Origin of the sequence: Streptomyces sp. NPDC051561 (assembly GCF_044454195.1) — a bacterium.
Classification (GTDB): domain Bacteria; phylum Actinomycetota; class Actinomycetes; order Streptomycetales; family Streptomycetaceae; genus Streptomyces.
On sequence record NZ_JBITDM010000012.1, the window covers coordinates 228928 to 254421 of the forward strand.

21 protein-coding genes are annotated in these 25494 nt (G+C 71.9%); 9 read left to right on the forward strand and 12 right to left on the reverse strand.

Annotated features, from left to right (window positions below; genetic code table 11):
• The first annotated feature begins 3 nt into the window (after nt 1-3).
• On the forward strand, nt 4-474 hold the full coding sequence (locus ACIA73_RS25725; RefSeq protein ID WP_399441052.1) for a universal stress protein: 471 nt from the start codon (nt 4-6) through the stop codon (nt 472-474).
• A gap of 51 nt (nt 475-525) precedes the next feature.
• Here the strand turns inward: ACIA73_RS25725 and ACIA73_RS25730 are convergent, their stop codons facing one another.
• Nucleotides 526-1782 carry a CapA family protein gene (locus ACIA73_RS25730; protein WP_399441053.1) on the reverse strand — a complete coding sequence of 419 codons (1257 nt, stop codon included), beginning with the start codon at nt 1780-1782 and terminating at the stop codon, nt 526-528.
• Between the two features lie 355 nt (nt 1783-2137).
• Here ACIA73_RS25730 and ACIA73_RS25735 point away from each other — a divergent pair, with 355 nt between their 5' ends.
• Together ACIA73_RS25735 and ACIA73_RS25740 are read left to right on the forward strand one after the other, a co-directional pair.
• A complete protein-coding gene (locus ACIA73_RS25735) occupies nt 2138-2689 on the forward strand; it encodes a sigma-70 family RNA polymerase sigma factor (RefSeq protein ID WP_399441054.1) in 552 nt (183 codons plus the stop codon).
• Between the two features lie 192 nt (nt 2690-2881).
• Nucleotides 2882-3433 carry a hypothetical protein gene (locus tag ACIA73_RS25740; RefSeq protein WP_399441055.1) on the forward strand — a complete coding sequence of 184 codons (552 nt, stop codon included), beginning with the start codon at nt 2882-2884 and terminating at the stop codon, nt 3431-3433.
• Nucleotides 3434-3465: 32 nt separating this feature from the next.
• Here the strand turns inward: ACIA73_RS25740 and ACIA73_RS25745 are convergent, their stop codons facing one another.
• The 8 genes from ACIA73_RS25745 to ACIA73_RS25780 all read right to left on the reverse strand — a co-directional run bounded on the left by ACIA73_RS25745 (nt 3466) and on the right by ACIA73_RS25780 (nt 13482).
• Nucleotides 3466-4671, reverse strand: a complete 1206-nt coding sequence (locus tag ACIA73_RS25745) for a sensor histidine kinase (protein WP_399441056.1) — start codon at nt 4669-4671, stop codon at nt 3466-3468.
• A 55-nt stretch (nt 4672-4726) separates the two neighbouring features.
• Nucleotides 4727-6532 carry a cation acetate symporter gene (locus tag ACIA73_RS25750; protein ID WP_399441057.1) on the reverse strand — a complete coding sequence of 602 codons (1806 nt, stop codon included), beginning with the start codon at nt 6530-6532 and terminating at the stop codon, nt 4727-4729.
• Between the two features lie 10 nt (nt 6533-6542).
• The gene (locus ACIA73_RS25755; RefSeq protein ID WP_399441058.1) at nt 6543-6944 is read right to left on the reverse strand and encodes a hypothetical protein; all 402 of its coding nucleotides are present in this window, start codon (nt 6942-6944) and stop codon (nt 6543-6545) included.
• A 161-nt stretch (nt 6945-7105) separates the two neighbouring features.
• The gene (locus ACIA73_RS25760) at nt 7106-7366 is read right to left on the reverse strand and encodes a hypothetical protein (protein ID WP_399441059.1); all 261 of its coding nucleotides are present in this window, start codon (nt 7364-7366) and stop codon (nt 7106-7108) included.
• Between the two features lie 220 nt (nt 7367-7586).
• Entirely contained in the window at nt 7587-8399 is an 813-nt protein-coding gene (locus tag ACIA73_RS25765; RefSeq protein WP_399441060.1) for a LytR/AlgR family response regulator transcription factor, read from the reverse strand.
• A 49-nt stretch (nt 8400-8448) separates the two neighbouring features.
• Entirely contained in the window at nt 8449-9810 is a 1362-nt protein-coding gene (locus tag ACIA73_RS25770; RefSeq protein ID WP_399441061.1) for a wax ester/triacylglycerol synthase family O-acyltransferase, read from the reverse strand.
• A gap of 119 nt (nt 9811-9929) precedes the next feature.
• Nucleotides 9930-12071 (reverse strand): SpoIIE family protein phosphatase, encoded by a 2142-nt coding sequence (locus tag ACIA73_RS25775; protein WP_399441062.1) that lies wholly within the window; start codon nt 12069-12071, stop codon nt 9930-9932.
• Nucleotides 12064-13482: a DUF6777 domain-containing protein gene (locus ACIA73_RS25780; RefSeq protein WP_399441063.1), complete on the reverse strand. Its 1419-nt coding sequence runs from the start codon at nt 13480-13482 to the stop codon at nt 12064-12066. The genes ACIA73_RS25775 and ACIA73_RS25780 overlap by 8 nt, the downstream gene beginning before the upstream one ends.
• 275 nt (nt 13483-13757) lie before the next feature.
• On the opposite strand from ACIA73_RS25780, the gene ACIA73_RS25785 reads away from it, so the two are divergent.
• The 3 genes from ACIA73_RS25785 (at nt 13758) to ACIA73_RS25795 (ending at nt 17982) form a co-directional block, all read left to right on the forward strand.
• Nucleotides 13758-15128 (forward strand): amidase, encoded by a 1371-nt coding sequence (locus ACIA73_RS25785; RefSeq protein ID WP_399441064.1) that lies wholly within the window; start codon nt 13758-13760, stop codon nt 15126-15128.
• A 25-nt stretch (nt 15129-15153) separates the two neighbouring features.
• Nucleotides 15154-16161 carry an LLM class F420-dependent oxidoreductase gene (locus ACIA73_RS25790; protein ID WP_399441066.1) on the forward strand — a complete coding sequence of 336 codons (1008 nt, stop codon included), beginning with the start codon at nt 15154-15156 and terminating at the stop codon, nt 16159-16161.
• A 99-nt stretch (nt 16162-16260) separates the two neighbouring features.
• The gene (locus tag ACIA73_RS25795) at nt 16261-17982 is read left to right on the forward strand and encodes a class I adenylate-forming enzyme family protein (protein ID WP_399441067.1); all 1722 of its coding nucleotides are present in this window, start codon (nt 16261-16263) and stop codon (nt 17980-17982) included.
• A gap of 64 nt (nt 17983-18046) precedes the next feature.
• Here the strand turns inward: ACIA73_RS25795 and ACIA73_RS25800 are convergent, their stop codons facing one another.
• The gene (locus tag ACIA73_RS25800; RefSeq protein ID WP_399441068.1) at nt 18047-20077 is read right to left on the reverse strand and encodes an alpha/beta fold hydrolase; all 2031 of its coding nucleotides are present in this window, start codon (nt 20075-20077) and stop codon (nt 18047-18049) included.
• 120 nt (nt 20078-20197) lie between these two features.
• Nucleotides 20198-21406, reverse strand: coding sequence for an acetyl-CoA C-acyltransferase (locus tag ACIA73_RS25805; protein WP_399441069.1), 1209 nt, complete (start codon nt 21404-21406; stop codon nt 20198-20200).
• A 58-nt stretch (nt 21407-21464) separates the two neighbouring features.
• Here ACIA73_RS25805 and ACIA73_RS25810 point away from each other — a divergent pair, with 58 nt between their 5' ends.
• From ACIA73_RS25810 to ACIA73_RS25820, 3 genes are read left to right on the forward strand one after another with little or no spacing between them, the layout of a single operon-like run.
• A complete protein-coding gene (locus tag ACIA73_RS25810) occupies nt 21465-22694 on the forward strand; it encodes an acetyl-CoA acetyltransferase (protein WP_399441070.1) in 1230 nt (409 codons plus the stop codon).
• On the forward strand, nt 22684-24165 hold the full coding sequence (locus ACIA73_RS25815; protein ID WP_399441072.1) for a carotenoid oxygenase family protein: 1482 nt from the start codon (nt 22684-22686) through the stop codon (nt 24163-24165). The genes ACIA73_RS25810 and ACIA73_RS25815 overlap by 11 nt, the downstream gene beginning before the upstream one ends.
• A gap of 7 nt (nt 24166-24172) precedes the next feature.
• Nucleotides 24173-25216, forward strand: coding sequence for a winged helix-turn-helix transcriptional regulator (locus tag ACIA73_RS25820; protein ID WP_399441073.1), 1044 nt, complete (start codon nt 24173-24175; stop codon nt 25214-25216).
• Nucleotides 25217-25264: 48 nt separating this feature from the next.
• Here the strand turns inward: ACIA73_RS25820 and ACIA73_RS25825 are convergent, their stop codons facing one another.
• Nucleotides 25265-25459, reverse strand: a complete 195-nt coding sequence (locus ACIA73_RS25825; protein WP_399441074.1) for a hypothetical protein — start codon at nt 25457-25459, stop codon at nt 25265-25267.
• Nucleotides 25460-25494 lie beyond the last annotated feature (35 nt).

Here is a 25494-nt window from a genome sequence, read left to right on the forward strand (position 1 = left end):
TTTGTGACCGAACAGCCCGAACAGCAGCGCCCCACCTTCGAGCGAGGTACCGACGGCCCCAAGGTGATCGTCGCCGGACTGGATGGTTCCGCTTCGTCCCTGCGCGCGGCGGCGTACGCGGGAGGGCTGGCCAGGCGGCAGAACGCGCTGCTCGCCCTGGTCTACGTACAGCCGCTGATCCCGTCGGGCGCGGCGCTCGGCGCGCCGGTCACCGGGTCCTCGGAGGAGATCGCCGAGGACCTGATCGAGGAGATAAGGCGTGCGGCGGAGCGGGTCAAGGGGATCTTCGATGTGCGGTGGGAGTTCCACACCTTCCGGGGCGACCCGTACAACGGTCTGGTGACCGCGGCCGACCAGCTGACGGCGGACGCGGTCGTGGTGGGTGCTTCGGAGTCGGCCGGGCACCGGTTCGTGGGGTCGGTGGCGGTACGTCTGGTGAAGGCGGGGCGGTGGCCGGTCACGGTCGTGCCGTAACCGGCCGCCTCGGAGCCTGTCCGTGCCCGTGCCGCTCAACGCGCCATGGACTCAACGCGCCATGGTGAGGCCCGACCTGGCGGCGCCGCGGCTGAGGACCACGCGCCGGATCTGGTCGCGAATCTCCTCGTGGCCTCCGCCCTTCGCACCGAGGTTGCGCACCCGGTTGGCCCCGAGGTCGAAGAACTGCGGGATGAATTCCGCCTTGCTCACCTCCCACCGCTTGCCGGGCGCGGCGGGCGGGGCGAAGGTGAAGCGGCCGATGCTGCTCATGTTGCCGCGTTCGTCCTGGGCGCCGGAGTGGTTGAACATGGTGCCGGCGATCTGGTCGCCCATCCCGTAGACGATGTAGGTGCCGTTGACCTTCTCGTAGGGCTGGGGGACGTGGGCATGGGTGCCCAGAATGAGGTCGATATCCGGGCGCCCGGCGGTGGTCGAGCCGGTCAGCGCGCGCCCGAGGGAGAGCTGCTGGGCATCCGGCGCTTCCTCCCATTCGGTACCCCAGTGGAGGCTGACCACCACGACGTCCGCGCCTGCCTTCCTGGCGGCACGCGCGTCGGCGACGATCTTCTCGCGGTCGATGAGGTTGACCGCCCAGGGCTGTCCGTCCGGGAGCGGATAGCCGTTGGTGCCGTAGGTGTAGGCGAGTTGGGCGACCTTGGCGGTGCCCGCCTTGAGGAGGGGCGGGCGGGCGGCTTCCGCCGCGCTGCGGGCCGAGCCCGCGTGGGCGAGGCCCGCCTTGTCGAAGGCCGCGAGGGTACGCCGGATTCCGGCGCGGCCCGCGTCGAGGGTGTGGTTGGAAGCGGTGGAGCAGGAGTCGTATCCGGTGGCCTTGAGTCCGGCGGCGACCTGCGGCGGTGAGACGAAGGCCGGGTAGCCGCTGAAGGGTCCGCCCGCGGGGCCGTAGACCGTCTCCATGTGGCAGATCGCCAGGTCGGCCTTGGAGATCACCGACTTGACGCCCGCGAGCATCGGCGCGAAGTCGTACCCTTCGCCGCCCGCGTCGGCGCTGCCCTGCCGGATGATCGAGTCGTGCGGGAGTACGTCACCGGTGGCGACCAGCGTGAAACCGCGCTGCGGGGCCGCCGGGGCACCGGCCTTCGGCACGGCGGCCTTCGGCACGGCGACGGGGCCGGCAGTACGGGTGGTGGGGCCGTCCGGCCCGGCGGAGCAGGCGGAGGCGGCGGCGATCAGCAGTGCGGCGACAGCCGAAACTCCGTACCTCCGACCGTGCCCCTGGCCGGGCCTCCGCCCGTACGCCTGCCCGAACCTCTGCGGATTCACCGTGCGCTTCGTCGTCGAAGTCATCGAACCGGCTTCCCTCGTGGTGGATATGTCTCGAACATGCGCTGGATATACGCAAAGAGAATCCATCCGGGAGAGACCGTGAAGTCAAGGACCTTTACCGCCAACTCGGGACAAGCCCGCCCCAACGGCCCCGTCCGGTTCCGCGCACGCCGGACCGTCGGCCGCCGACCGTTCGTCGTGCCGCTCGTCGCACGGCTCGACCGTTCGTCGCACGCACCGCCCGCCCGCGGCTGCGTGGCGTGCCGCCTGTCAGCAGATCCCGGTACGGACGGTTATCTTCGCCCCTGAACTCGACCGGCTGTGACCGCCGTCACCCGTCCGGAGCTGCACCCTCCCGCCCGAAGGAGCGTCACCGGTGACCACCTCCCTCCCCCTCGCCCCCCGCACCGACGAACGCGCCCTGGCCGCACTCCAGCAGGAGCACGGCACGGCACTCCTCGGCTTTCTGCTCGGCCTGACCCACGGCGACCGGCAGCGCGCCGAGGACCTGGTCCAGGAGACCCTGGTGCGGGCGTGGCAGCACCCGGAGGCGCTGGACAGCGACCACGACTCGATGCGGCCCTGGCTGTTCACGGTCGGCAGGCGGCTCGCGATCGACGCGCGGCGGGCGCGCAAGGCCCGGCCCAGCGAGGTCGGCGCCGAGGTGCTGGCACAGTCAGCCACGCCGGAGGACCTCGCGGAGCGCTCGGCCACCGAGCTCGATGTGCGCCAAGCGCTGCGAGCACTGCGCAGCGAGCACCGGGAGGTGCTGGTGCAGGTGTACTTCCGGGGGCGTTCGGTCGCGGAGGCCTCGACCGCGCTGGGCATTCCGGAAGGAACCGTCAAGTCCCGCACGTATTACGCGCTTCGGGCATTGCGCGGGGTGCTCCCGGGATACGAAGAGGGCGTCGGACGCGGCGCCGCCTGAGTGATTTTCCTCTCGGCCGGAAACCGCCTGAGTCACACACGTACCGCCGGTAGCCCCTTTTCTCCCCCGGCACGGGTCTGACGCGACGATTTCGAAACCAGGGCGGCCAGTTCAGTAAAGATGGCCCGATAAACCCCTCGTAGCGTGAAAGCTCTTCGCCTGGGACCTCCGGACCGGAGTCCCGCTTACCGCATGCACGACCGGAGAAGGTGGAATGCTGTGCTGCCCGAGAGCGCCAATGGCACCGGTGGAAGCAGTCTGGCCGTACCGATGGCATGGCTGTACGCCGAGTACATCGCCGACGAGTTGCTGCGCACGGGGCAGTTGATTCCGCCCGGCACGCTGGAGTTCCGCGCCGGACGGGAGGCCCTCGCACTGACCGTGTACCTGTCGGACTCGACGGACGAGCTGTCCGGGGTCGGGGTGATCTCCCAGCTCGACGAGTGGCTGTCGCTGACCGCGTACGGACATCCGTGGGAGCAGTGGGTACGGGAGCGGTTCGCGGCCCGCGGTGACGCCGGTGGCCCGGATCTGGTTCTCGCCCGGGCGTCCTGGCAGTGGCTGGAGTCCACGGAGCTGCTGGCGACGGACCTGGGCGGGACAGGGGTGGAGGGCGACGAGGACGAGGACGAGTCCCCGGTGGCCCCCGAGGCGATGGACCGGGTGGACGAGAGCGCCCAGGTGTGGCTCCCGGCGTGGCAGCTGGGGCTGCCGCTGGGGCATCTCTCCGTGCACCTCTTCTGAGAGTGCCCCTGCCCTCAGCTGCGCCATTCCCCTCAGGTGCGCCCCGAACTGTGCACGCCCGCCCGGTACTTGGGGAGCCGCACGGTGATCTTCATACCCGCGCCGACTCCCGTCTCGATGACCAGGCCGTAGTCGTCGCCGTACACCTGGCGCAGCCGCTCGTCGACGTTGGAGAGGCCGATGCCCGTAGAGGCGGGTTCCTGTCCGGCGAGGATGCGGCGGAGCCGGTCGGGGTCCATGCCGACGCCGTCGTCCTCGATGGTGACGATCGCCTCGGCACCCGCGTCCTGGGCGGCGAGGGTGATCCGGCAGTCCTCCCTGGAGTCCTCCAGACCGTGCTTGACGGCGTTCTCGACCAGGGGTTGCAGGCAGAGGAAGGGGAGTGCGACGGGCAGCACCTCGGGGGCGATCTGGAGTGTGACCTTGAGGCGGTCACCGAACCGGGCGCCGGCGAGGGCCAAGTACTGCTCGATGCACCTCAGTTCGTCGGCCAGCTGGGTGAAGTCACCGTGCCTGCGGAAGGAGTAGCGGGTGAAGTCGGCGAATTCCAGGAGGAGTTCACGGGCTCGCTCCGGGTCGGTGCGGACGAATGAGGCGATGGCGGCGAGCGAGTTGAAGATGAAGTGCGGGGAGATCTGGGCGCGCAGGGCGCGGATCTCGGCCTCGACGATCCGGGTGCGGGAGCGGTCGAGTTCGGCGAGTTCCAGCTGTACGGAGACCCAGCGGGCGACCTCGGTGGCGGCCCGTACCAGCACCGCCGACTCGCGGGAGCCGTAGGCGACCAGCGCGCCGAGCACGCCGTCCTCGTCGGTGAGCGGCGCGATCACCGCCCAGCGCAAGGGACATGACGGATCGTCACACTCGGTGTGGACGCTCAGGCTGCGGCCCGATTCGAGTATCTCGGCGACCTTGAGCATCACCTTCTTCTGGTGATGGCCGGCGCCGGGCCCGTCCCAGGCGAGGACGGTGGTGCGGTCGGTGAGGCAGAGCGTCTCGGTACCGAGGAGGGAGCGCAGGCGGCGGGCGGCCTTGCGGGCGGTGTCCTCGGTGAGTCCGGCCCGCAGTGGGGGTGCGGCGAGTGAGGCGGTGTGCAGGGTGAGGAAGGTGGCCCGCTCCACCGGCGTACCGAGGTCGAGGTTCTTGCCGTCGCGGCGTGCGGTGAGGCGGCCGAGCGCGGTGCCCGCGGCGAGGAGCAGGGCTCCGGTGGCCGCGAGGACGGCGATCTCCAAGGTGGTCACTGGGCTCCGTCCGGGGTGGTCGTCATTCCGGGGGTGGTCGTCATTCCGGCGGTGGTCATCGCTGCTCGGCTCCGCTGGTTCCGCCGGTGGCATGGGTACCGCCGGTGGTACCGGCTCCGCCGGTCCGCTCGGTCAGTTCCTCAGGCAGGTGGAGTCGGGCGAGCAGGGCCGCCGTTCCCGCCGGTATCCGGTCCCTGGTGCCGAGCGAGACCAGCACCATCGTCAGGAAGCCGAGCGGTACGGACCACACGGCGGGCCACGCCAGCAAGGTGTGCGCCCATCCGGAGACCGGCAGTCCGGCCCGGGTCGCCATCACCGCCGTCAGCGCCGCCCCTCCCCCGACGACCAGCCCTGCCACCGCCCCCGGCGGAGTCAGCCCCCGCCACCAGATCCCCAGCACCAGCAGCGGGCAGAACGACGACGCGGACACCGCGAACGCGAGCCCGACCGCATCCGCCACCGGCACCGTCGAGACCAGTGCGCTGAAGGCGAGCGGCACCGCTATCGCGAGCAGCGTCGCCAGTCTGAAGTGCCGTACCCCGCGCGCCGGAAGCACGTCCTGGGTGAGCACCCCGGCGACCGCCATGGTCACCCCGGACGCGGTCGACAGGAACGCGGCGAACGCCCCGCCCGCGAGCAGCGCGCCCAGCAGATCGCCGCCGACCCCGCCGATCAGCCGCTCCGGCAGGACGAGTACGGCGGCGTCCGCGTGCCCGGTGAGGGCCAACTCGGGGGCGTAGATCCGGCCGAGTACCCCGTACACGGGCGGCAGCAGATAGAACGCTCCGATGAGGCCCAGCACCACCAGCGTGGTGCGGCGGGCGGCCGTGCCGTTGGGGCTGGTGTAGAAGCGGACGGCGACATGGGGCAGGCCCATGGTGCCGAGGAAGGTGGCGAGGATCAGGCCGTAGGTGGCGTAGAGCGGGTGCTCCTCGCGGCTGTCGGCGAGCGGCTCGGACCAGGTCGAGGCGCCGTTCGGGGCACCCGCCGTACCGGAACCCGGCTGCTCGGTGCCGTTCTTCTCCGGGACCGCGGCGCCGGCCGGGAAGCGGAGGGTGGTACCGCCCGTGACGCGGTGCGGGCCCTCGGTCAGGGCGAGTTCGCGGTTCTGGTACGCGCGGCCGTCGACGGTGCCGGTGACGGCCAGGGTGAGGGGCTGCTCCAGGTCGATCCGTACGCTGTCCTGGAACCGCACCGCGGTGTGCTCGCGGAAGGTCGCCGGGGCGTCGAACCGGGCGCGCGGGGCGTCGTCGGCGAACCAGGCGCCGAGCAGGAAGAGCACGGGCACCAGCAGCGCGGTCAGCTTCAGCCAGTACTGGAAGGCCTGCACGAACGTAATGCTGCGCATGCCCCCCGCGGCGACCGCCCCGGTGACCACCACCGCCACCACCAGCGCCCCCACCCACTCGGGCGCCCCGGTCAGGATCTCCAGCGTCAGCCCCGCGCCCTGCAGCTGGGGCAGCAGGTACAGCCACCCGATCCCGACCACGAAGAGGCTCGCTAGCCGCCGCACCGGTATGGATTCGAGCCGGGCCTCGGCGAAGTCGGAGAGGGTGTACGCCCCGGAACGGCGCAGCGGGGCGGCGACCAGGAGCAGCAGGACCAGATATCCGGCGGTGTACCCGACCGGGTACCAGAGCATCTCCGGGCCCTGCACCAGGACCAGCCCCGCGACGCCGAGGAAGGAGGCCGCTGAGAGGTACTCGCCGCTGATCGCGGCGGCGTTCAGGCGCGGCCCGACCGTGCGGGAGGCGACGTAGAAGTCGGAGGTGGTGCGGGATATGCGCAGCCCGAGAGCGCCAATGAGGAGGGTGACGAGGACGACGACGGTGACGGCCGCGACGGCGTACAGCTGGTTCATGGACGTGTGGTCAGCGGCCTTCCACGAGCCCGCGGAAGTCGCGCTCGTTGCGCTCGGCCCGGCACACGTACCACCGGGCGATCAGCCACATCACCGGGTACACGACCACACCGAGTGCCGCCCACACGAACGGACCGGGTGCGGGCAGCGCACCGGTGAGCACCCGCGGCAGCAGGAACAGCAGCGGAAGCGTCCCCACCAGCAGTGCGAGCGCCCCGAGTCCGAGCAGCGCGGTACGCAGCTGGCTGCGCATCAGGGACCGCACATAGGTGGCGCCGAGCGAGGTCTGCTCGCTGATCTCGGAGCGCGCGGGCGCGTACTGGGGAGCCCTCGACCCGCGCACCCCACTGCCAATGGCCCGGCGGGGCACTCCGGTCACGGTCTCGCGACGGGGGCGCGGGGCTGCGGACATCGAGGTGCGCTCCGGGGGTCGTTCGCCTGGGGGTGGTGCTCGGGCAGATCGCGTACGTCGGGGTGGAACCCGTACGCCTGACTGATCTCGTACGGAGGCTGGAGTCTACGCAGCGGCGCCGGTCGGAGGGTAGGGCCTGCCCCGCCCGGGCCTCGGCCTGATCAGCCGCGGACGGTGTCGTTGAGCGCGATCTCCAGTTCCACGTACGACTCCTCGGCCCGCCGGAAGGCCACCTCCAGGGCGGCCGCGGCGCGGGGGCTCGCGTAGGGCTGCGCGGATTCCTGGACCTCGTAGAGGACATCGGCCCAGCGGGCGGCGGCGCTCTTGAGGCGGTGCAGGAGATCGTCGAGATCGCCCGGGGCGGTGGGGCGGATCGTGGGCAGCGCACGGAGTTCCGCAAGCAGTGCTTCCACTTCGCTCATCCGGCCCGCCCTCCTCTCCCGTGGCCCTCCGGCTCCTCCGGCCCTTGCGGCCACTCCGGTTCAGGGCCAGGGTAGGGCCGGGGAGTTGCCGGTACGGCGCGGGCCGGTGACCGGTCGCCCTGCGGCGGGGTTACGTCGCCGAACGGTGGGCGGGGCGCGCCGGGCGGTCACCGTTCCCGGGCTGTCCCGGCTCCTCCGGCTCCCCCGGCGTTCGGCGCGGTCAGCTTCCCGAGGCCTGGCGCATCAGCAGGTCACGCAGTTCGCGTGCGTGGCGGCGGCTCACCACGAGTTGGGCGTCGGCGACCCGGACCGTGGTGGTACCCGCGTCGAGGCGGAGTTCCTCGATCCGGTTGAGCGCGACGAGGTGGCGGCGGTGTATCCGGACGAAACCGTGGGACGCCCAGCGCTCCTCCAGGGTGGAGAGGGGTATCCGGACGAGGTGTCCGGTGCCACCGGAGGGGCCGGGGGCGGCGGTGTGCAGACGGGCGTAGTCGCCATGGGCCTCGACGTAGGCGATGTCGGCGATGGACACGAAGCGGGTGATGCCGCCGAGCTCGACGGGGATCTGCTCCGGCGCGGGGGCCGGTACGGGGAGGGCGGTTGCGGGTCCGGTCCGGGTCTCGGAGGTGGTTTCCCGTGCCCCGGCGACGCCCTCGGCCACGCGACGGACCGCTTCGGCGAGGCGTTCGCGGCGGACCGGCTTGAGGACATAGTCGACGGCCTTGAGGTCGAACGCCTGGACAGCGAAGCCCTCGTGCGCGGTAACGAAGACGATCAACGGCGGCCGGGCGAACCCGGCGAGCAGGCGCGCGACGTCCAGACCGGTCAGACCCGCCATGTGGATGTCGAGGAAGACCACATCGATGGCCTCGTCCCCGTCGGGCCCCGCGTCGAGCGCCCGGTTGATACGGAGCAGCGCTTCGGTGGCGTCGGTGGCGCCTTCCGCGGTGCGGACACGGGAATCGGCGCGCAGGAGGTAGAGAAGTTCCTCCAGAGCGGGCTTCTCATCGTCGACGGCAAGTACACGAAGCATGGGGAGAGGTTACGGGGCGGGCAGGGGGACAGCCCCGCGCGGCGGCCCCTCAGCCCCGCGCCCCCCGGACCTCACGCACCAACTCCCCCACTTCCTCCCCCACCGCCTCCGCCAGCCCCTCCACGTCCGGCACCGCCTTCCCGTCGGCGACCAGGCCCACATTGACCTGCCCCCCGTACGTCGACAGCGCGACCGCCAGCGACTGCCCCCGTGCCAACGGAGCCATCGGATAGACCGCCCGCAACGGCCGCCCACCCAACGACAACGCCGTACGCGGCAACGGCACACTCGTCACCAGCACATCGAACAGCACCCGCGCCGCCCCACCGGCCAACGGCGCCCCCCACTTACTGGCGAACGCCGGCAACTGGTCCGCGAGCAGCGCCACCGCCCCGGCCCCCCGCGACGGCCCCGCCGCCTTGTTCCGTGCCATCGCGTCGCGCACCGCGGCCAACCGCACCAGCGGATCCTCCTCGGACACGGGCAGGTCCAGCAGATACGCCGACAGCTTGTTGCCCGGTGAGGCCCCGCCCGGCCGCCGCCGCGACACCGGCACCAGTGCCCGCGGATCCCCGTTCACCGGGTCCCCGCGCCCCTCCGTCCAGCGGCGCAGCGCCCCCGCCACCACCGCGAGCAGCACATCGTTGGCGGTACCGCCGGTCGCCCGGCGCACCAGTTGAACCTCGTCGAGCGCCAGCACCGCCGTGGCGAGCCGCCGGGTCCCGCTGGAGTCGGCACGGAGCGCGTCGGGGGTGCCGGGCAGCGGCAGCAGGGTGCGCAGCCTGCCGGCCCGTACGACCGAGGCACCGATCCCCAGGACCTGACCGACCTCCCCGAGTCGCTCCCTGGCGATCCCCACCGCACGCCCCGGCCCGGGGAACTTCGACCGGTCGGCTTCAACACGCTTGTTCCGTACGCCCGTTGGACGCGCCCCCGCGATCTGGTCGAAGATCCCGGCGCCGATCGCCACGGCGCGCATCCCGTCGGCCAGCGCATGGTGCAGTTTGACGAGCACGGCGCACTCGCCGCCGCCGTCCGCGCTCAGGACGTACATCTCCCAGGGCGGCAGCCCCCGTGCCAGCGGACGCTCCATCAGCTCCCCTGCCAACAGGGTGGCTTCGGCCGCGAAACCGTCGGCCGGGAGCAGGATGCGGCGCACATGCCGGCGTACGTCGAAGTCCTCCGCCGCGGCCCACACGCAACCGCCCACGGGAAGCCAGACGTCCCGTACCACCAGATGGAGCCGGGGTATCGCGGCGGCGCGCTCGGCGAGCAGGCCGAGGAGGTCCTCCCCGTCCGGGGAGCCCTCTCCACCGCCGAAGAAGGCCAGCGCCCCCAGATGCATGGGATGCGCGGTGGATTCGAGGTGCCAGAACGCCAGGTCAAGAGGTGCCAGAAGCTCGGTGCTCAAGGAGCCCTCACGTCGTCGGTGGCCAGCGGAGCTCGCAGTCAATCGCGCTCGGTCGGTTACGGTCAAGTACGTCCAGTGTGCGGACAGTTACCGACTTCTCACTTCAACTGCCCTGCGCTTCACGGATTTTCGGGCTCCCTGGCCGCCTTGCTCGACAACGGGACGCCGAATTCGCACCACAGCGCCTTGCCCGCCCCTCGCGGCTCCACGCCCCACACGTCCGCCAGCCTGTCCACCAGCAGCAGCCCCCGTCCGGACACCGCCGCGTCCCCCGCCTCCCGGCGGCGCGGCAGCGCACTGGAGGAGTCCGCCACCTCCACGCGCAGTCGGCGCTCGGGGGCGGTCAGCATCCGCAGGGTGAGGACCGCACCGCCGTCGGTGTGCATCAGCGCGTTCACCATCATTTCGTCGGCGACGAGTTCGATCTCGTCCGCGCGGCCCCCGGCACCCCAGGCCCGTACCGCGGCACGGATCGTCCGGCGGGCCTCGGAGAGTGCCTCGGGATCGTTCGGGGCGACGTGCTGCTGGAGGCGCCCGCCCGCGCGGGGCGCGTCGGCGGCGGCGCGGCGGCACAGGAGCAGCAGTGCCACATCGTCCGCGCCGCCCCGTTCGTCGGCCGACGCGCAGAGCCGGTCGGCCAGTTGCTGAATGTCGCGGGGCGCGTCGGTGATCAGGCCGATCAGGGTGTCGAGCCCCTCGTCGAGGTCGCAGCCCGGCTGCTCGACGAGTCCATCCGAGTAGAGCAGCAGGGTCTGGCCGGGGTCCAACTCCCCGCTGGTGACCGGGTATTCGAGCTTGGCGAACTCGGCGGACAGGCCGAGCGGCAGCCCGCCTTCGACCGGCATCCGCCGACAGCTGCCGTCCGCGAGCCGTACCAGCGGCTCCATGTGCCCGGCCCGCACCAACTGCACTGCCCCGGTGGTCAGTTCGACCTCCGCGTAGGTGCAGGTGGCGAAGCGTTCGGTGTCGAGATCGTGGAGGAAGGCGGAGGCGCGCGCCATCACCGTCGCGGGCGCGTGCCCTTCGGCGGCGTACGCGCGCAGCGCGATCCGCAGCTGGCCCATCACGGCCGCGGCATGGGTGTCGTGCCCCTGGACGTCGCCGACGACGGCGCCCACCCGGCCGCCTGGCAGCGGGATCACGTCGTACCAGTCGCCGCCGACGCTCTGCCCGTCGCGCGCCGAGCTGTAGCGGACCGCGACGTGTGCGCCGGGGATCACGGGGACCCGGCGCGGCAGCATCGCCTGCTGGAGCCCCTCGGCGAGGTCCTTCTCCTGTTCGTAGAGCATGGCCCGCTGGACACTCTGCGCGATGCTGCTGCCGAGCGCGATCAGGAGGTTGCGCTCGTCCGAACTGAAGCCGGTGCGGCCGCTGTAGAGCAGACCGAGCGCGCCGATCGCCCTGCCCTGGGCGATCAGCGGCAGATACGCGGCCGAGGTGCTGCCGAACTTGCGGACGTGGTCCCACAGCCGGGGGTACGAGGCGGCGAACTCCTGAGCCGATTCGATGAAGCGGGGCCTCAGGCTCCGCACCACATCGCTCATCGGGAACTCGGGGTCGTCGACCCGGGTGTACCGCGAGCCCGGCATGAACTCGGGTCCCTCCGCGACCAGACGGATCCGCCCGGCCTCCACCAGGCCCATCACCAGCGACGACGACTCGAAGCTGCCGAGGTCATGGGTGTCGCGGAGGACGTCGATGACATCGCGGACACTGCGGGCGTGCGCGAGCGCGGCCGTGGTCTGGGCCACCACCCCGGTTCCGCCCCGGTTGCCGGTGTCGTACCGGCTGCGGGCGGTGAAGTCCTCGATCTCCTGGGCGGCGTCGCGGACCACCCCGATGATCCGGTACGGGCGTCCGGTGGCGTCGCGCCGGATGGAGCCCTGGGTGTGGGTCCAGCGCAGTTCGCCGTCGCGCCTGCGGACCCGGAAGTAGATGCCGTACGACGACTCGCCGCTCTTCAGCGCCCGCGAGACGACGCCGTCCATCCGCGCACCCTCCGCCGGGGCGACGTTGGCGGACAGGTTGCGAGGGCTGCCGTCGTACTCGTCGGGCAGCACGTCGAACAGGTCCAGGGCGGACGCGTCGAGGTAGAGGTGCGCCTGGTCGAGGTCCCAGTCGAAGATGCCCATCCGGTTGAGCGCGAGGCCACGTTCGGGCCGGACCGGCCAGCCCTCGCCCGTCCGGTCCTCGGCGGCCCGGTGCCCGGTCGGGTGGTCGTCGGCCGGCCGGCCAGGACCGCCGTCGATCGGGTCAGCCACCGTCCGGTCCGGGTCCCGTCTCCCCGTCCGGCACCGTGTCCGGGCCGGAGGGGAGCTGGGGGTCGGGGGGACCGGGCCGGCTCGGGGTGGGCGTCGGGCAGCCGGGCGGTACGGGGCTGTTCGGGGTCAGGGTGGTGACGGGGACGCCGGGGGTGAGGGTGGGGCAGGGGGAGGTGGCCGGGGGGACGATGCCGCTGCTGTTCTCGGGGGTGGTTCCGGAGGGATTGCTGGAGGTGTCGTCGGGGCTGGTGGAGGGGGCGGTGTCCGTGTCGTCGGGTTCCGTCGCGGTGGGGTCCGTGGTGCCGGGGTCGGCCGTGTCGGGATCGGCCGTGCCGGAGTCCGTGCTGCCGGGCGTGGTGCCGTCGTCCGACGGAGTGCCTGGGGTCTCGCTGGTGCCCGTGTCGCTGCCGGGCGAGGTCTGCTCCTCGTCCCCGGGTTCCCGCTCCTGTCCGTCCCCCGGCTCCACGACCGTCGCGCGTTCGTGGAGTGCGTCGGGGGAGGGCGGGGGCGGCAGCTCGGTGCCGGGCGACGGGGTCTTGTCGCGTTCGCCCTCGGTACCGGTTTCGCGCTCGATCCAGGTGTTGTTGACGATGTTGACGATGGTCAGGTTGTTGACGACGACCGGCGCGGGGGTGACGACGATGACGTTGGCCGGGCGGTAGCCCGTCCAGGGCTGCCCCTGGTGCGTGACCGTGCCGCGGACGACGGACGGCGGCAGCAGCGGGTTGCCGCAGGCACAGCGCACCCGGGGCATTCCGTTGGAGTCGACCAGCACGGCGGTGCCCGCCTGGAGCACGGACTGGAAGGAGGTAAGCGAGCCGCCGCCGAAGCCGTGGTTGGTGACCCGGGTGTCCACCCGCAGCACCACCGGGGTGAGGCCGCGCAGGAAGCCCGGGATCGCCGCCCGGTCGATACGGCTGGCCTGCGCGAAGGCATCCGCCTTCGCGCCGTCGGCAGCACTGCCCGTGAGATAGCGGACCTGCTGCTCGACGTCACAGCTGGAGAGGGACCGCGTTCCGCCGTACAGGCCGGGAGTGCCGCCGGAGATCCGGTGGGTGGTGCGCGCCGACGCGGAGGGCGTGGAGGACGTGGAGGCCGCGGTCCGGCTCGGGGCGGGCGAGGACGTCGAAGGCAGCGGGTTGCCCGACTTCGCGGTCGACTCGGTGAACGGATCGGGCCCCTGTGCCGCGACCGGCTGCAGGAGTACGTCCTGGCTCCCGGCCGCCCCGGTCTCCTGCCCGCTCCCGCCGCTCCCGCACCCGGCGGCCAGCAGCCCCAGGGAGACGACGGAGACGGCTGCCGCCACGGTGCGGCGACGCGTGCGGGAGAACCCGTGCCGGGGTCCCGGCGGGATCGGCGAAGGTCGCACGGTGCGTGCCGGGCGGCGCTCGCCCGGCCGGGGATCAGACACAGGCTCTGGGTGCACGCGGCTCTCCCGTCCTCGTTCTCGTTCTCGCCCGGCTCGCCGATTCGTGCGGTTCTTCGCTTTTGTTCTTCATGTCTGACGCACATCCGGGCATCCCGCAACCGGAGCAGCGAAGAGCCGGGACGGCTCGGGAGAGCGTGCGGGGGTCCCCTCCGACAGGGGTCGCGAACCCGGCCCCGCCCCCTCCGCGATCGAGTGCGGGTGCCGCAACCAGGAGAGACCCCTCGACTATGCCGCCCCCGCCCGGCACAGTGGCCCGCATGACCGACACCTCCGCCATCGCCGCCGCCCCCGCGACGACCCTCGCCGCTGCCGTGCGGGGCAAGCGGCTCACGCCGCGCGAGGCGGTGGCCGCCTCACTCGCCCGTATCGACGCCCTCGATTCCCGGGTCGGCGCCTTCCGCGTCATACGGACGCAGCAGGCCCTGGCCGAGGCCGACGCCCTCGCGGAGCGGCCGGATCTCGATCAACTCCCGCTCGCAGGTGTGCCGTTGGCAGTCAAGGACAATCTTTCGGTGCGCGGCGAGTCCACCCGTATCGGTTCCGCCGCCACTTCCACCGCCCCTGCGGCGGCCGATCACGAGACGGTGGCCCGGCTGCGTGCCGCAGGGGCGATCGTCGTCGGGCTGACCCAGGTCCCCGAGCTGTGCGTCTTCGGTACGTCGGACTCGGTGCACGGCATCGCCCGCAACCCGTGGGACCTCTCCCGTACGGCGGGCGGCTCGTCCGGCGGCAGCGCGGCGGCCGTCGCCTCCGGCATGGTGCCGATCGCCCTCGGCAACGACGGCATGGGCTCGCTGCGGATACCCGCCGCGAACTGCGGCGTGCTCGGCCTGAAGCCGGGTTACGGCCGGGTGCCCGCCGGTATCGGCGACGGCGACTGGTACGGCATGTCGGAGAACGGCCCGCTCGCCACCACGGCCGACGACGCCCGCCTGATGTTCGCGATCCTCGCCGGGGAGGAGCCCCCGAGCGAATCGCCCGGCACCCACACCCTGCGCATCGCCGCCTCCAGCCGCTCCCCGCTGGCCGGCACCCCCCTCAGCCGCCCCTACGCCGACGCCGTCCGCGCGGCCGCCCGCCTTCTCGTCGACGACGGCCACACGGTCACCCACGACGACCCTCCCTATCCCCTCTCCCTCGCCACCACCTCCCTCGCCCGCTGGACCGCCGGCACCGCCAAGGACGCGGCCCCGCTGGACCCGAAGCTGCTCGCCCCGCGCACCCGCCGCCACGCCGCCGCCGGCCGCCTCTTCGCCCGTACGCCGCTGCTGCGCACCGACCACCGGGAGCTGCTGCGCCGGCGTCTCACCCCGTTCTTCGAGCGGTACGACGTCCTGCTGATGCCCGCCCTGGCCCGGCGAGGTCCGGCCGCCGCGCCCTGGCACGAGCGCGGCTGGTTGCGCAACGTGCTGGTCAACACCGCCTACGCGCCCACCACTCCACCCTGGAACCTGGCCGGCTGGCCCGCCCTCACGCTCCCCCTCGGCACCCTGCCCGGCACCTCCGCGCCCTGCGCCGTACAGCTGGTGACCCGGCCCGGCGGCGAGTACCGGTTGCTCGCCCTGGCGGCGCGCATCGAGGCACTGAAGCCGTGGGAACGAACTGCCGCCCAGCACCTGGCCAAGTAACTCTGCTTATTGTAGTTTCCGGTTCGTGAACCATGTCGCGAACCTCCGGGGGGACCCTGTCGGGGACCTCAAGCTCTCCGTCTCACTGGGGTATTGGCAGGACCGCCCGCCGCAGGAGGCCCTGACCACGGCCGTGGCCGCCGAGCGGTTGGGCTATGCGGGACTGTGGCTGGGCGAGATGGCGACGTACGACGTCTTCTCGCTCGCCACCACCGTCGCGGCCCGCACCGAACGCATCCCGCTGACGCTCGGCCCGCTCGCGGTCGGCGTGCGGGACCCGATGACGATCGCGCGCGGAGTCGCCTCGGTCGCGGACCTGAGCGGCCGTCCTATCGCGGTCGCCCTGGGAAGTTCGAGCCCGGTGGTGGTCCGCGACTGGCACGGCAGGGAGCACCGCCGGGCGGGCACGGCGCTGCGCGAGTCGGCGACCGCACTGCGCGCGCTCCTGGACGGCGAGCGGACGACCATGCAAGGGACCGTCGTACGCACCCGTGGCTACCGCCTGCGCCTGCCGGCCCCGAAGTCGGAACTGACGGTGGCGGCGTTCGGGCCGACGGCGGTCCGGACGGCGGCGGCGCACGCGGACCGGATGGTGCTCAATCTGCTGACACCGGATTCGGCGGCCTCTCTCGTACGTCAAGTGCGGTCAGCGGCAGCGGAGTTGGGACGGCCGACGCCGAAGGTGGCGGCCTGGATCACAGCGGCGGTCGATCCGTCGCCGCAGGCCGTGGAGCAGTTGCGGCGCGGCCTGGTGGGGTATCTGGCGGCGCCGGGGTACGACGCCATGTTCGAGGCGGCGGGCTTCGGTGAGGTGGTGGCGTACGCACGGACCGGGCCTCACCCGAAGGAACTCCTGGCGGCCGTACCGCCGGAGATCACCTCGGCGGTGGGCCTGGTCGGCGACCTGGCGACGGCAAGGTCCCGGCTCGCCGAGTACGCGGCGGCGGGTATCGACGAGGTGGCCCTGGTCGCGTCGAGCACGGACGCCGACCCGGGCGGGGAGCGGACCCTGTCCGCACTGCGCGAGCAGTAGCACCCCACCCACCGCGTGCGGGGGGGGCACTTCACCACTTCGCGTCACCGAAGCAGTGTTTGCGGTAACTCTTTCCAACAGCGCAAAGGGAGACGGCACATGGGGGCTGGGTCAGGCACGGGGGCGCGGCGGCTGCATCCGCCGGAGCGGGTCGCCGAGTACACGGAGGCCGGCTGGTGGGACGGTGAGACGACGGACTCACTGCTGCGGGCGCGGGTCCGGGAGCATCCTGACCGCCTCGCGCTGGTGGACCCGCTGAACAAAACGGACCTCGTCGACTCCCCGCCTCTCAGGCTGAGCTGGGCCGGGGTCGACGCGGAGGCGGACCGGCTGGCCGCCGTACTGCTGCGGCACGGGCTCGGGCAGGGCGACGTACTCGGTGTGCAGTTGCCGAACACGGCGGAGCAGGTGTGCGTCTATCTGGCGTGCTGGCGCATCGGGGTGATCGTCTCACCGCTGCCGGTGCAGTACCGGGAGCACGAAACCGTTCAGCTGGGCCAACTTGCCTCCTTCGATGCCTTTCTGACGGCCAGTAGGATCGGCACCCGGCGGGTCGCCGCCGAGGTGCTGTCCCTGCGCGACCGCATCCCCTCGCTGCGCCTGCTGTTCGCGTACGGGGAGGGCGTCCCGGAAGGCGCGGTGTCGCTCGCCGCCGAGGCGGCCCTGCCGTACGACCCGGCCGAGGTCTCCTCGTACATCGAGAAGCATTCCGCCGACCCGAACGACTGCATCACCATCTGCTGGACGTCCGGCACCGAGGCGACCCCCAAGGGCGTGCCGCGCTGTCACAACGACTGGCTGGCCATCGCCCGCACCTGCGCGGAAGCGCCCCGGATGACGGCCGACGACGTCCTCCTCAATCCCTTCCCGATGGTCAACATGGCAGGATTCGCAGGCCTGTTCCTTCCCTGGCTGCGGGTCGGCTGCGTCCTCGTCCAGCACCATCCCTTCGACCTGCCGGTCTTTCTCCGCCAGATCGCCGAGGAGCGCGCCACGTACACGGTGGCACCGCCCGCCCTGCTGACCATGCTGCTGGCCCGCGAGGACCTGCTGGCCGTCACCGACCTCTCCTCGCTCACCCGGATCGGCTCGGGTTCCGCCCCGCTGTCGGTGGCGATGGTGACCGGCTGGCAGGAGCGGCACGGCATCGGCGTCATCAACTTCTTCGGCTCCAACGAGGGCACGGGGATGCTCACCGACCCGTACGACGTCCCCGATCCGGCGGACCGTGCCCGCTTCTTCCCGCGCTACGGGGATTCCTCGGGCGTGCGGTGGTCGACGCTCGCGGCGACCTGGACGTCGCTGCGGATCGTCGATCCGTCGACGGGGGCGGACATCGAGGAGCCGGGGGTGGCGGGCGAGTTGCGCATCAAGAGTCCGCAGGTGTTCGCGGGCTATCTGAAGGGTGAGGAACTCCCCAGCCCCTTCGACGAGTTGGGGTACCTCAAAACCGGTGACCTCTTCGAGATCGCGGGTGAGCAGGGGCAGTTTCTGCGCTATGTCGACCGTGCGAAGGACCTGATCATCCGGGGCGGCATGAACATCGCTCCGGCGGAGCTGGAGCACTTGCTGTCCGGCCATCCGGCGGTGGCGGAGGTGGCTGTGGTCGGGTACCCGGACGCGGTGCTGGGCGAGCGGGTGTGTGCGGTGGTGGTGCCCCGGCCCGGAACGGAGGTGTCGCTCGGGGAGGTGGTCGCGCATCTGCAGTCGCTGCACATCGCTTCGTACAAGCTGCCGGAGCGGCTGGAGGTGCGGGGAGAGCTGCCACGGAACCCGGTGGGAAAAGTGCTGAAGCGGGAGCTGCGGGGGGAGTTGAGCTGACGCGCGGAGCGAGCAGGGCGGGGAGGCCACCGCATCGCGGCGGCCTCCCCGACCGCCCTGTCCGTCAGAGCATCTCCGGCCGCACCCACTCCTCGCCCCGCACATGCTGGTCGAAGAAGTTCAGCACCGCCGAGTACCAGACCTTCGCGTGGTTCGGCTTCAGGATCCAGTGGTTCTCGTCCGGGAAGTACAGATACTTCGCCGGTGTCTCGAACTTCTGCAGGTCCTGGAAGAGCGACATCCCCTGCCCCACCGGGACCCGGTAGTCCTTCGCCCCGTGGATGATCAGCATGGGCGTACGCACCCGGTCCACCCCCAGCGACGGCGAGTTCTCGGTGTACCGCTCCGGCTGGGTCAGCGGGTCTCCGAAGATCCGCTGGAAGAACCACGGCGCGTCGGTGTCCCGGGCGAAGGACCCCAGGTCCCACAGCCCCGCATGCGACACGATCGCCCTGAAGCGGTCGGTGCTGGTAGCCACCCGGTTGGCCATGTAGCCGCCGTAGGAGCCGCCCGCGAGGCCGGTGCGGGTCTCGTCGATGTCCGGGCGCGCCACGGTGACGTCGGTGAGGTCCATCAGGTCGCGGTACGGCTGCCCGCCCCACTGACCCCAGCCCCGCTCGTGCATCTGCTGCCCGTAGCCGGTCGACAGCGCCGGGTCCGGCAGCAGCACGGCGTATCCCCGGGCCACGAACGGCCACGGGTTCCAGCGCCAGGTCCACCCGTTCCACGAGCCCTGCGGCCCGCCGTGCACGAAGACCAGCAGCGGCGCGGGGTTGTCGGCCGACGCCCCCTCCGGCACCGCCAGCCAGGACCGAAGCTCGAACCCGTCGTCGCCGGTGGTCCGCACCTCGCTCAGCACGCCGGGCAGTGCGCCCAGGTCGTCGCCGGGCGCCCGCAGCGGCGTCGGCGTCCCGTCGGCGCCACCGGCCGCGTCGATCCGTACCGGCCGGGGCGCGGCGTCGATGGGTCCCGCGACGGCGTACAGGGTGCGCGCGTCGGGCGAGAGCACGAGGGAGCCGTACGTCCCGGTGGCCGTCAGCCGCGTCACGGTCCCGTCGGCGTCGCGGCGGAAGACCGGGCAGTGGCCCTGCTCGTCGCCGGAGAACCACAGGGTGTCGTCGCCCACGACGGGCGAGAGCACGAAGTCACCGGGCCAGTTGTCGAACTCCGGGAGCAGGTCGCTCTCCTCACCGGTGGCCGCGTCGATCCGGACGAGCGTCATGTCGTACGGGGCCTCGTAGGACTCCGTGAGCATCCGGTTGCAGACCAGGGCCGTGCCGTCGGCGGTGAAACGCGGGCTCAGGTACTGGAAGCCCGGCCGGTCGACGACCACCACTTCCTCACCGGTCGCCGCGTCCGCGATCACCACGGTGTCGCGGTTCTCGGCGGGCACCCGGCCCGCCACGGCACGGTCGAAGGCGACCCTGGAGCCGTCGGGGGACAGCGCGACGCCGCCTTCGCCGCCGAAACCCAGGCCACCGGCGACCACGCTCGCGGCGTCCTTTCCCCGGGCGCGCACGAAGATGTGCTCCTCCTCCGGCCCGAGGTCGTGGTCCCAGAAGCGGGTCGGCCCCGCCTCGTACAGGATCGCCGTGACCTTCGCCTTCTCCCGCTCCTTGCGGAGCTTCTCGTGCGCCTCCGCGTCCTGGGCCCCCGGCAGCAGTCCGCCGCTGTAGGCGAGTACGCCGGCCTCGCGGGCGATCGAGTAGCCGCCGATGCCGCCCCCGTGCCAGGCGACCTGCTCGGCCTCGCCACGCTCGGGCAGCGCCCAGAGGGTGGCGCCCCTGCCCTCGCTCTTCTCGGCGGCCGGGTCGGTGTCCTCACGGCCGGAGAGGAAGAACAGCGTGCCGTCGGGAGCGAACGCGGGCGCGGACTCGCCCTTGCCCGACCGGGTCAGACGGTGCGGTTCGGCCTCGCCCGCCGGGTCGAGCTCCCAGAGCCCGGAGACATATCCGGTGCCTTCGGCGTTGAGCTGCTGCACTGCGGCGACGAGGCGGCTTCCGTCGGGCGAGAGAGCGAGAGAGCCCAGCCGCGGCGAGGCGAAGAAGGCCGACAAGTCATGAAAAGTGGTGGATTCGCGAGGGGTTTCAACCATGCGGATCATCCTGCCCGCTGGGTGGAGGCACCAACAAGGGATTACCGATTATCGGACGTACGCCCCGGGCGAACTCCCGCCCCCACGAGCGCCTACGCCCCCCGCGCCAGGCCATCGGCCCTACTCGACCCGCTCCACCAGCACCGCGACACCCAGACCGGCCGCCCCGCTCACCGCCGCCACCCCGTACCGCCCGCCCGTGCGTTCCAGCTCCTCCACACAGTCGCCCACCATGATCGCCCCGGTGGCCCCGAAGGCGTGTCCGGTGGCGATCGTCCCGCCGCTCGGATTGAGCCGTTCCGGCCCCACGCCGAGGTCGCGCCGCAGCCGGAGGCACAGTGCGGCGAAGGCCTCCGCGAACTGGTAGACGTCGATGTCGTCAGGGGTCAGTCCGGCCTTCGACACCACGCGCTCGATCGCGATCTGACCGGCCGTCAGCATGATCACCGGGTCGGTGCTCGCGGTCGCGGACGCGACGATGCGGGCCCGGGGCCGGCGCCCCGCAAGGTCGCCCGCGCCGAGCACGAGCAGCGCCGCCCCGTCCGCCAACGCCGGTGAAGTCCCCACCGTGTGCAGGTGGTTGACCTTTCCGGCCTCGGGGTGCCCCGCGAGAGCGAGGGCATCCTGGCCCTCCGCGCCGAGGCCCGCGAAGGCAGGTTCCAGTGCGGCGAGGGATGCGGGGGTGGTGCCGGGGCGCACCAGTTCATCGTGGTCGAGCCCTGCCACGGGCACCAGACTGCCGGCGGACCGGCCCTCGGCGCGGGCGGTGACCGCCTTCTGCTGGGTCTCCAGCCCGTACGCGTCCAACTCGGCCCGGCCGAAACCCTCCAGCGTGGCATTCAGGTCGGCGGCGATCCCCATGTGTACCGAGCCCACCGCCCGTACCGTCGCCGGATCGCAGAACAGCGGCCCCCGGTCGCTGAACATCGGCACTCGCGAGGTCGACTCCACTCCCCCGGCCACCGCGAGCCGCCCGAGGTCCCCCGATCTGAGCCGGGCGGCCGTCTGCGCGACGGCGTCGATGCCGGAGGCACAGAAGCGGTTGAGGGTGCCACCGGGGACCTCGTACCCCCAGCCCGCCAGGAGGTTCGCGGTACGGGCCACATTGGCGCCCTGCTCGTCGACCTGGGAGGCGGTGCCGAGCATCACGTCCTCCACATGCGAAGGGTCCAAACCCCTCTCCACCAGAGCCCGTTGAAGAGCAACGACCAAGTTCACCGGGGAAGTGCCGTGCAGCGCGCCCCGCCGGGAGCCCCTCCCCCGGGGGGTCCGCACGTAGTCGAGCACAAGGACGTCGGCGCCTGCGTTCGTCACGGTCGCATTCCCCACGGTCGCTTCCCTTCACCGAGTAACTCTGTTAGTTGTAGCATCCAGATGGAGGTGCTTCATGAATACGTGGGTACTGGGCGGCTTCCAGACCGACTTCGCGCGCAACTTCCGCCGAGAGGGACTGGAGTTCGCGGATCTCGTACGGGAAACGGTGCACGGCACCCTGGCGGCGTCCGGAGTCGGTCCGCAGGACATCGGCGTGATCCACGTCGGCAACGCCTTCGGTCAGCTCTTCACCGGGCAGGGCCAGTTGGGCGGCATGCCCGCGACGGTCGAGGAGGGGCTGTGGGGCGTCCCCGCCTCACGGCACGAGGCGGCGTGCGCGTCGGGCTCCATCGCGGTGCTCGCCGCGATGGCCGACCTCGAATCGGGGCGCTACGACTGCGCACTGGTCCTCGGCGCCGAGCTGGAGAAGACCGTGCCGGGCGACGAGGCCGCCCGCCATCTGGGTGCGGCCGCCTGGACGGGCCACGAGGGGCAGGACGCCCGCTTCATGTGGCCGTACATGTTCTCCGCGCTGGCCGACGAGTACGACGCACGGTACGGACTCGACGACTCCCACCTGCGCGCGATCGCGGAGCTGAACTACCGCAACGCCCGTGCCAACCCCCTCGCCCAGACCCGCGACTGGAAGCTCACCGAGGCGAGCTTCACCGCCGACGACGAGGCGAATCCCCTCGTCGAGGGCCGGGTCCGCCGCCAGGAGTGCAGTCAGATGACGGACGGCGCCAGCGGCGTGGTCCTGGTCTCCGACCGCTGGCTGGAGCGACGTAGCACCACACCGGCCCGTCTCGCAAGGATCGCCGGCTGGGGCCACCGCACCGCCGGCCTTCCCCTCGCCCGCAAGACGGAGCGCAGCAAGAACGACCCGTACGTACTCCCCCATGTCCGCGAGGCCGTCCAGGACGCCTTCGGCCGTGCCGGTATCGGCGGTATCGCCGACGTCGACGGTCTTGAGACCCACGACTGCTTCGCCATGTCCGAGTACCTGGCGATCGACCACGTCGGCCTCACCGCGCCCGGCGAGAGCTGGCGGGCGGTGGAGGCCGGGGACCTCGAAATCGGCGGACGGCTGCCGGTGAATCCGTCCGGCGGTCTGATCGGCGGCGGCCATCCGGTCGGGGCGACCGGGGTACGTATGCTGCTCGACGCGAGTCGCCAGGTCACCGGCACCGCCGGGGACTTCCAGGTGGAGGGCGCCCGCAGGTTCGCCACGCTGAACATCGGCGGCAGCACGACCACCACGGTCGGCTTCGTCGTGGAGAGGGAGGACACCCATGGACGTTGAGATCGTCGGACGCGCCCTGTCCACACTCCCGGAGGACGACGACCACCCGTACCGCACCGGCCCCTGGCGCCCGCAGACCACCGAGTGGAACGCGGACGACCTGGAGGTGACCGGCGAGATCCCGGCCGACCTGGACGGCGTGTATCTCCGCAACACCGAGAACCCGGTCCACCCGGCGACCAGGCTCTACCACCCCTTCGACGGCGACGGCATGGTCCATGTCGTCGGTTTCCGCGACGGGAAGGCCTTCTACCGCAACCGCTTCGTGCGCACCGACGGTTTCCTCGCCGAGCAGGAGGCGGGCGAGTCACTGTGGGCGGGCATCGCGGAGCGCCCGACCGTCGCCAAGCGAGAGGACGGCTGGGGCGCGCGCACCCGGATGAAGGACGCCTCCAGCACCGACATCGTCGTCCACGCGGGCCGGGCCCTGTCCAGCTTCTGGCAGTGCGGCGACCTCTACCGCCTGGACCCGCTCACCCTGGACACCCTCGGCAAGTCCGCCTGGGCCCCCGACTGGGGAGTCTCCGCGCACACCAAGGTGGACGAGCGGACGGGCGAACTCCTCTTCTTCTCCTACGCCACCGAGGCCCCCTACCTCCGTTACGGCGTCGTCGGCCCCGACAACCGGCTCAAGCACCTCACCGACATCCCGCTGCCAGGACCGCGCCTGCCGCACGACATGGCGTTCACCGAGAACTACGCGATCCTCAACGACTTCCCGCTCTTCTGGGACCAGGAGCTGATCGCCCAGGGCAAGTACGCCTCCCGCTTCCACCCGGACATCCCGTCCCGCTTCGCGGTCGTCCCGCGCCTGGGCTCGGAGATCCGCTGGTTCGAGGCCGATCCGACGTACGTCCTGCACTTCACCAACGCGTACGAGGAGGGCGACGAGATCGTTCTCGACGGCTTCCGGCAGGGCTGCCCGGAACCGCCCGACCCGCGCGGCGAGGGCGTCTACCAGCGGATGTTCCGCTTTCTGGCGCTGGAACGGATGCAGACCACGCTGTGGCGGTGGCGGCTCAACCTGGTCACCGGAAAGGTGCGGGAGGAGCAGCTCAGCGGCCGTTACACGGAGTTCGGGGTGATCAGCCCGGAGGCCGCGGCCCGCCCGTACCGCTACACCTACGCGGCGACCCAGCAGCCGGGCTGGTTCCTGATGGACGGCATCGTCAAGCACGATCTGCGTACCGGCTCCGAGGAGCGCTACGCGTACGGCGACGGCGTGTTCGGCAGCGAGGCCACCTTCGCGCCGCGCGCGGGCGGGCAGGCGGAGGACGACGGCTACCTTGTTACGCTGACGTCCGACATCAACGCCGACCGCTCCGAGTGCCTGGTCTTCGACGCGGCGCGCCTGTCCGACGGACCTCTCGCCCGCATCCGGCTCCCCGAGCGGATCTCCAGCGGCACCCACGCGACCTGGGCCCCGGGCTCGGCGCTCCGGAACTGGCACGACGGGCCGCCGAACCTGTAGGAGACCGGTGCCTGCTGAACCCGTGGGACCGGTGAGCGCCGGTGAGCGGCCCGCCACCGCACTGCCCGCCGGGGGCCCCAACGCCATCGCCGCCGCCTTCGGCCTCCTCGGCGACGAGTGGGCACTGCTGATCCTGCGGTACGCCCTCCAGGGTGTGCGCCGGTACGGCGACTGGCGGGCCGCTCTGCCGATCTCGGACGCGGTCCTCACCGCCCGGCTGGCCAGGCTCGCCGATCACGGGCTGCTGGAGCGGGTCGCGTACCAGGAACGCCCGGTGCGCTACGAGTACCGGCTGACCGGTCGGGGGCGCACGGTTTGGCCGGTACTGGTCGCCATCTGGGGCTGGGAGTACCGGTGGGTGGACACCCACCGCGAGGAACTGCCGTGGATGCGTCACGCGGAGTGCGGGCGGCACATGGAGCCGCTGCTGGTGTGCGGCGGGTGCGGGGAAGCGGTCCAACCCCGCGACGTACGAAGCGAGTTGGGGCCCAGCGGTGACGCCGGCCGGTCGATTCCGTCGTCGGCGACACGCAGGCGCAGCACGGCGGGCGGGGACGGCGACGGGGGTGCGGCCGCCGGGCTGTTTCCGGAGACGATGTCGCTGCTCGGCAACCGCTGGTCGGTGGCGCTGCTGGGTGCGGCGTTCCTGGGGACGCACCGGTTCGGGGAGTTCCAGCAGCGGCTCGGTGCGCCGCCGTCGATGATCGCGGACCGGCTGCGGACGTTCACCACGCTGGGGGTGCTGGCCGCCGACTCGGGGACGTACCGCCTCACTCGCAAGGGACGTGCGTTCTTCCCCGTCGTGATGACGCTGATCGACTGGGGTCAGCGGTGGTACGAGTCCCCGGAGGGCCCGGCACTGGTCTCCGAACACCGTGACTGCGGGCGGGAGTTCACCGCCCGGCTGGTGTGCGGGGAGTGCGGCGGGGAGCTGTCGGAGCGGGGCGTGCTGGTCGCTGTCGGGAGCGGCTCGCACGAGGGAAGCACCTCGGGCGACGCGAGCGGCTCGGGCGCGGCGGGCGCCGGAGAGGCGACGAGCCGTACCCCCTAGGCGAGGGGGGCACGGCTCCCTGCGTCACGTACCAGTACCGCGAACGGCTCAGTCGATGCCGGGCAGGATGTGCGGCTCCGCCAGGTCGTCCTCGTACCCGGCGAGCCGGATCGGCGCAGACCTGGCCCACACTTCGAGATTGCCGATCTTCTTGGGCTTGCCCGCCCGGCCGTCGGTGCCGGCCTTGTAGCTCGAAGACCGCTCCGACCGTCGCTGGTCCTGGTGGGTCACCTTTGGTGTCACCGCGCACTCCTTTGTGTCGCGTAACCCGATCGGAC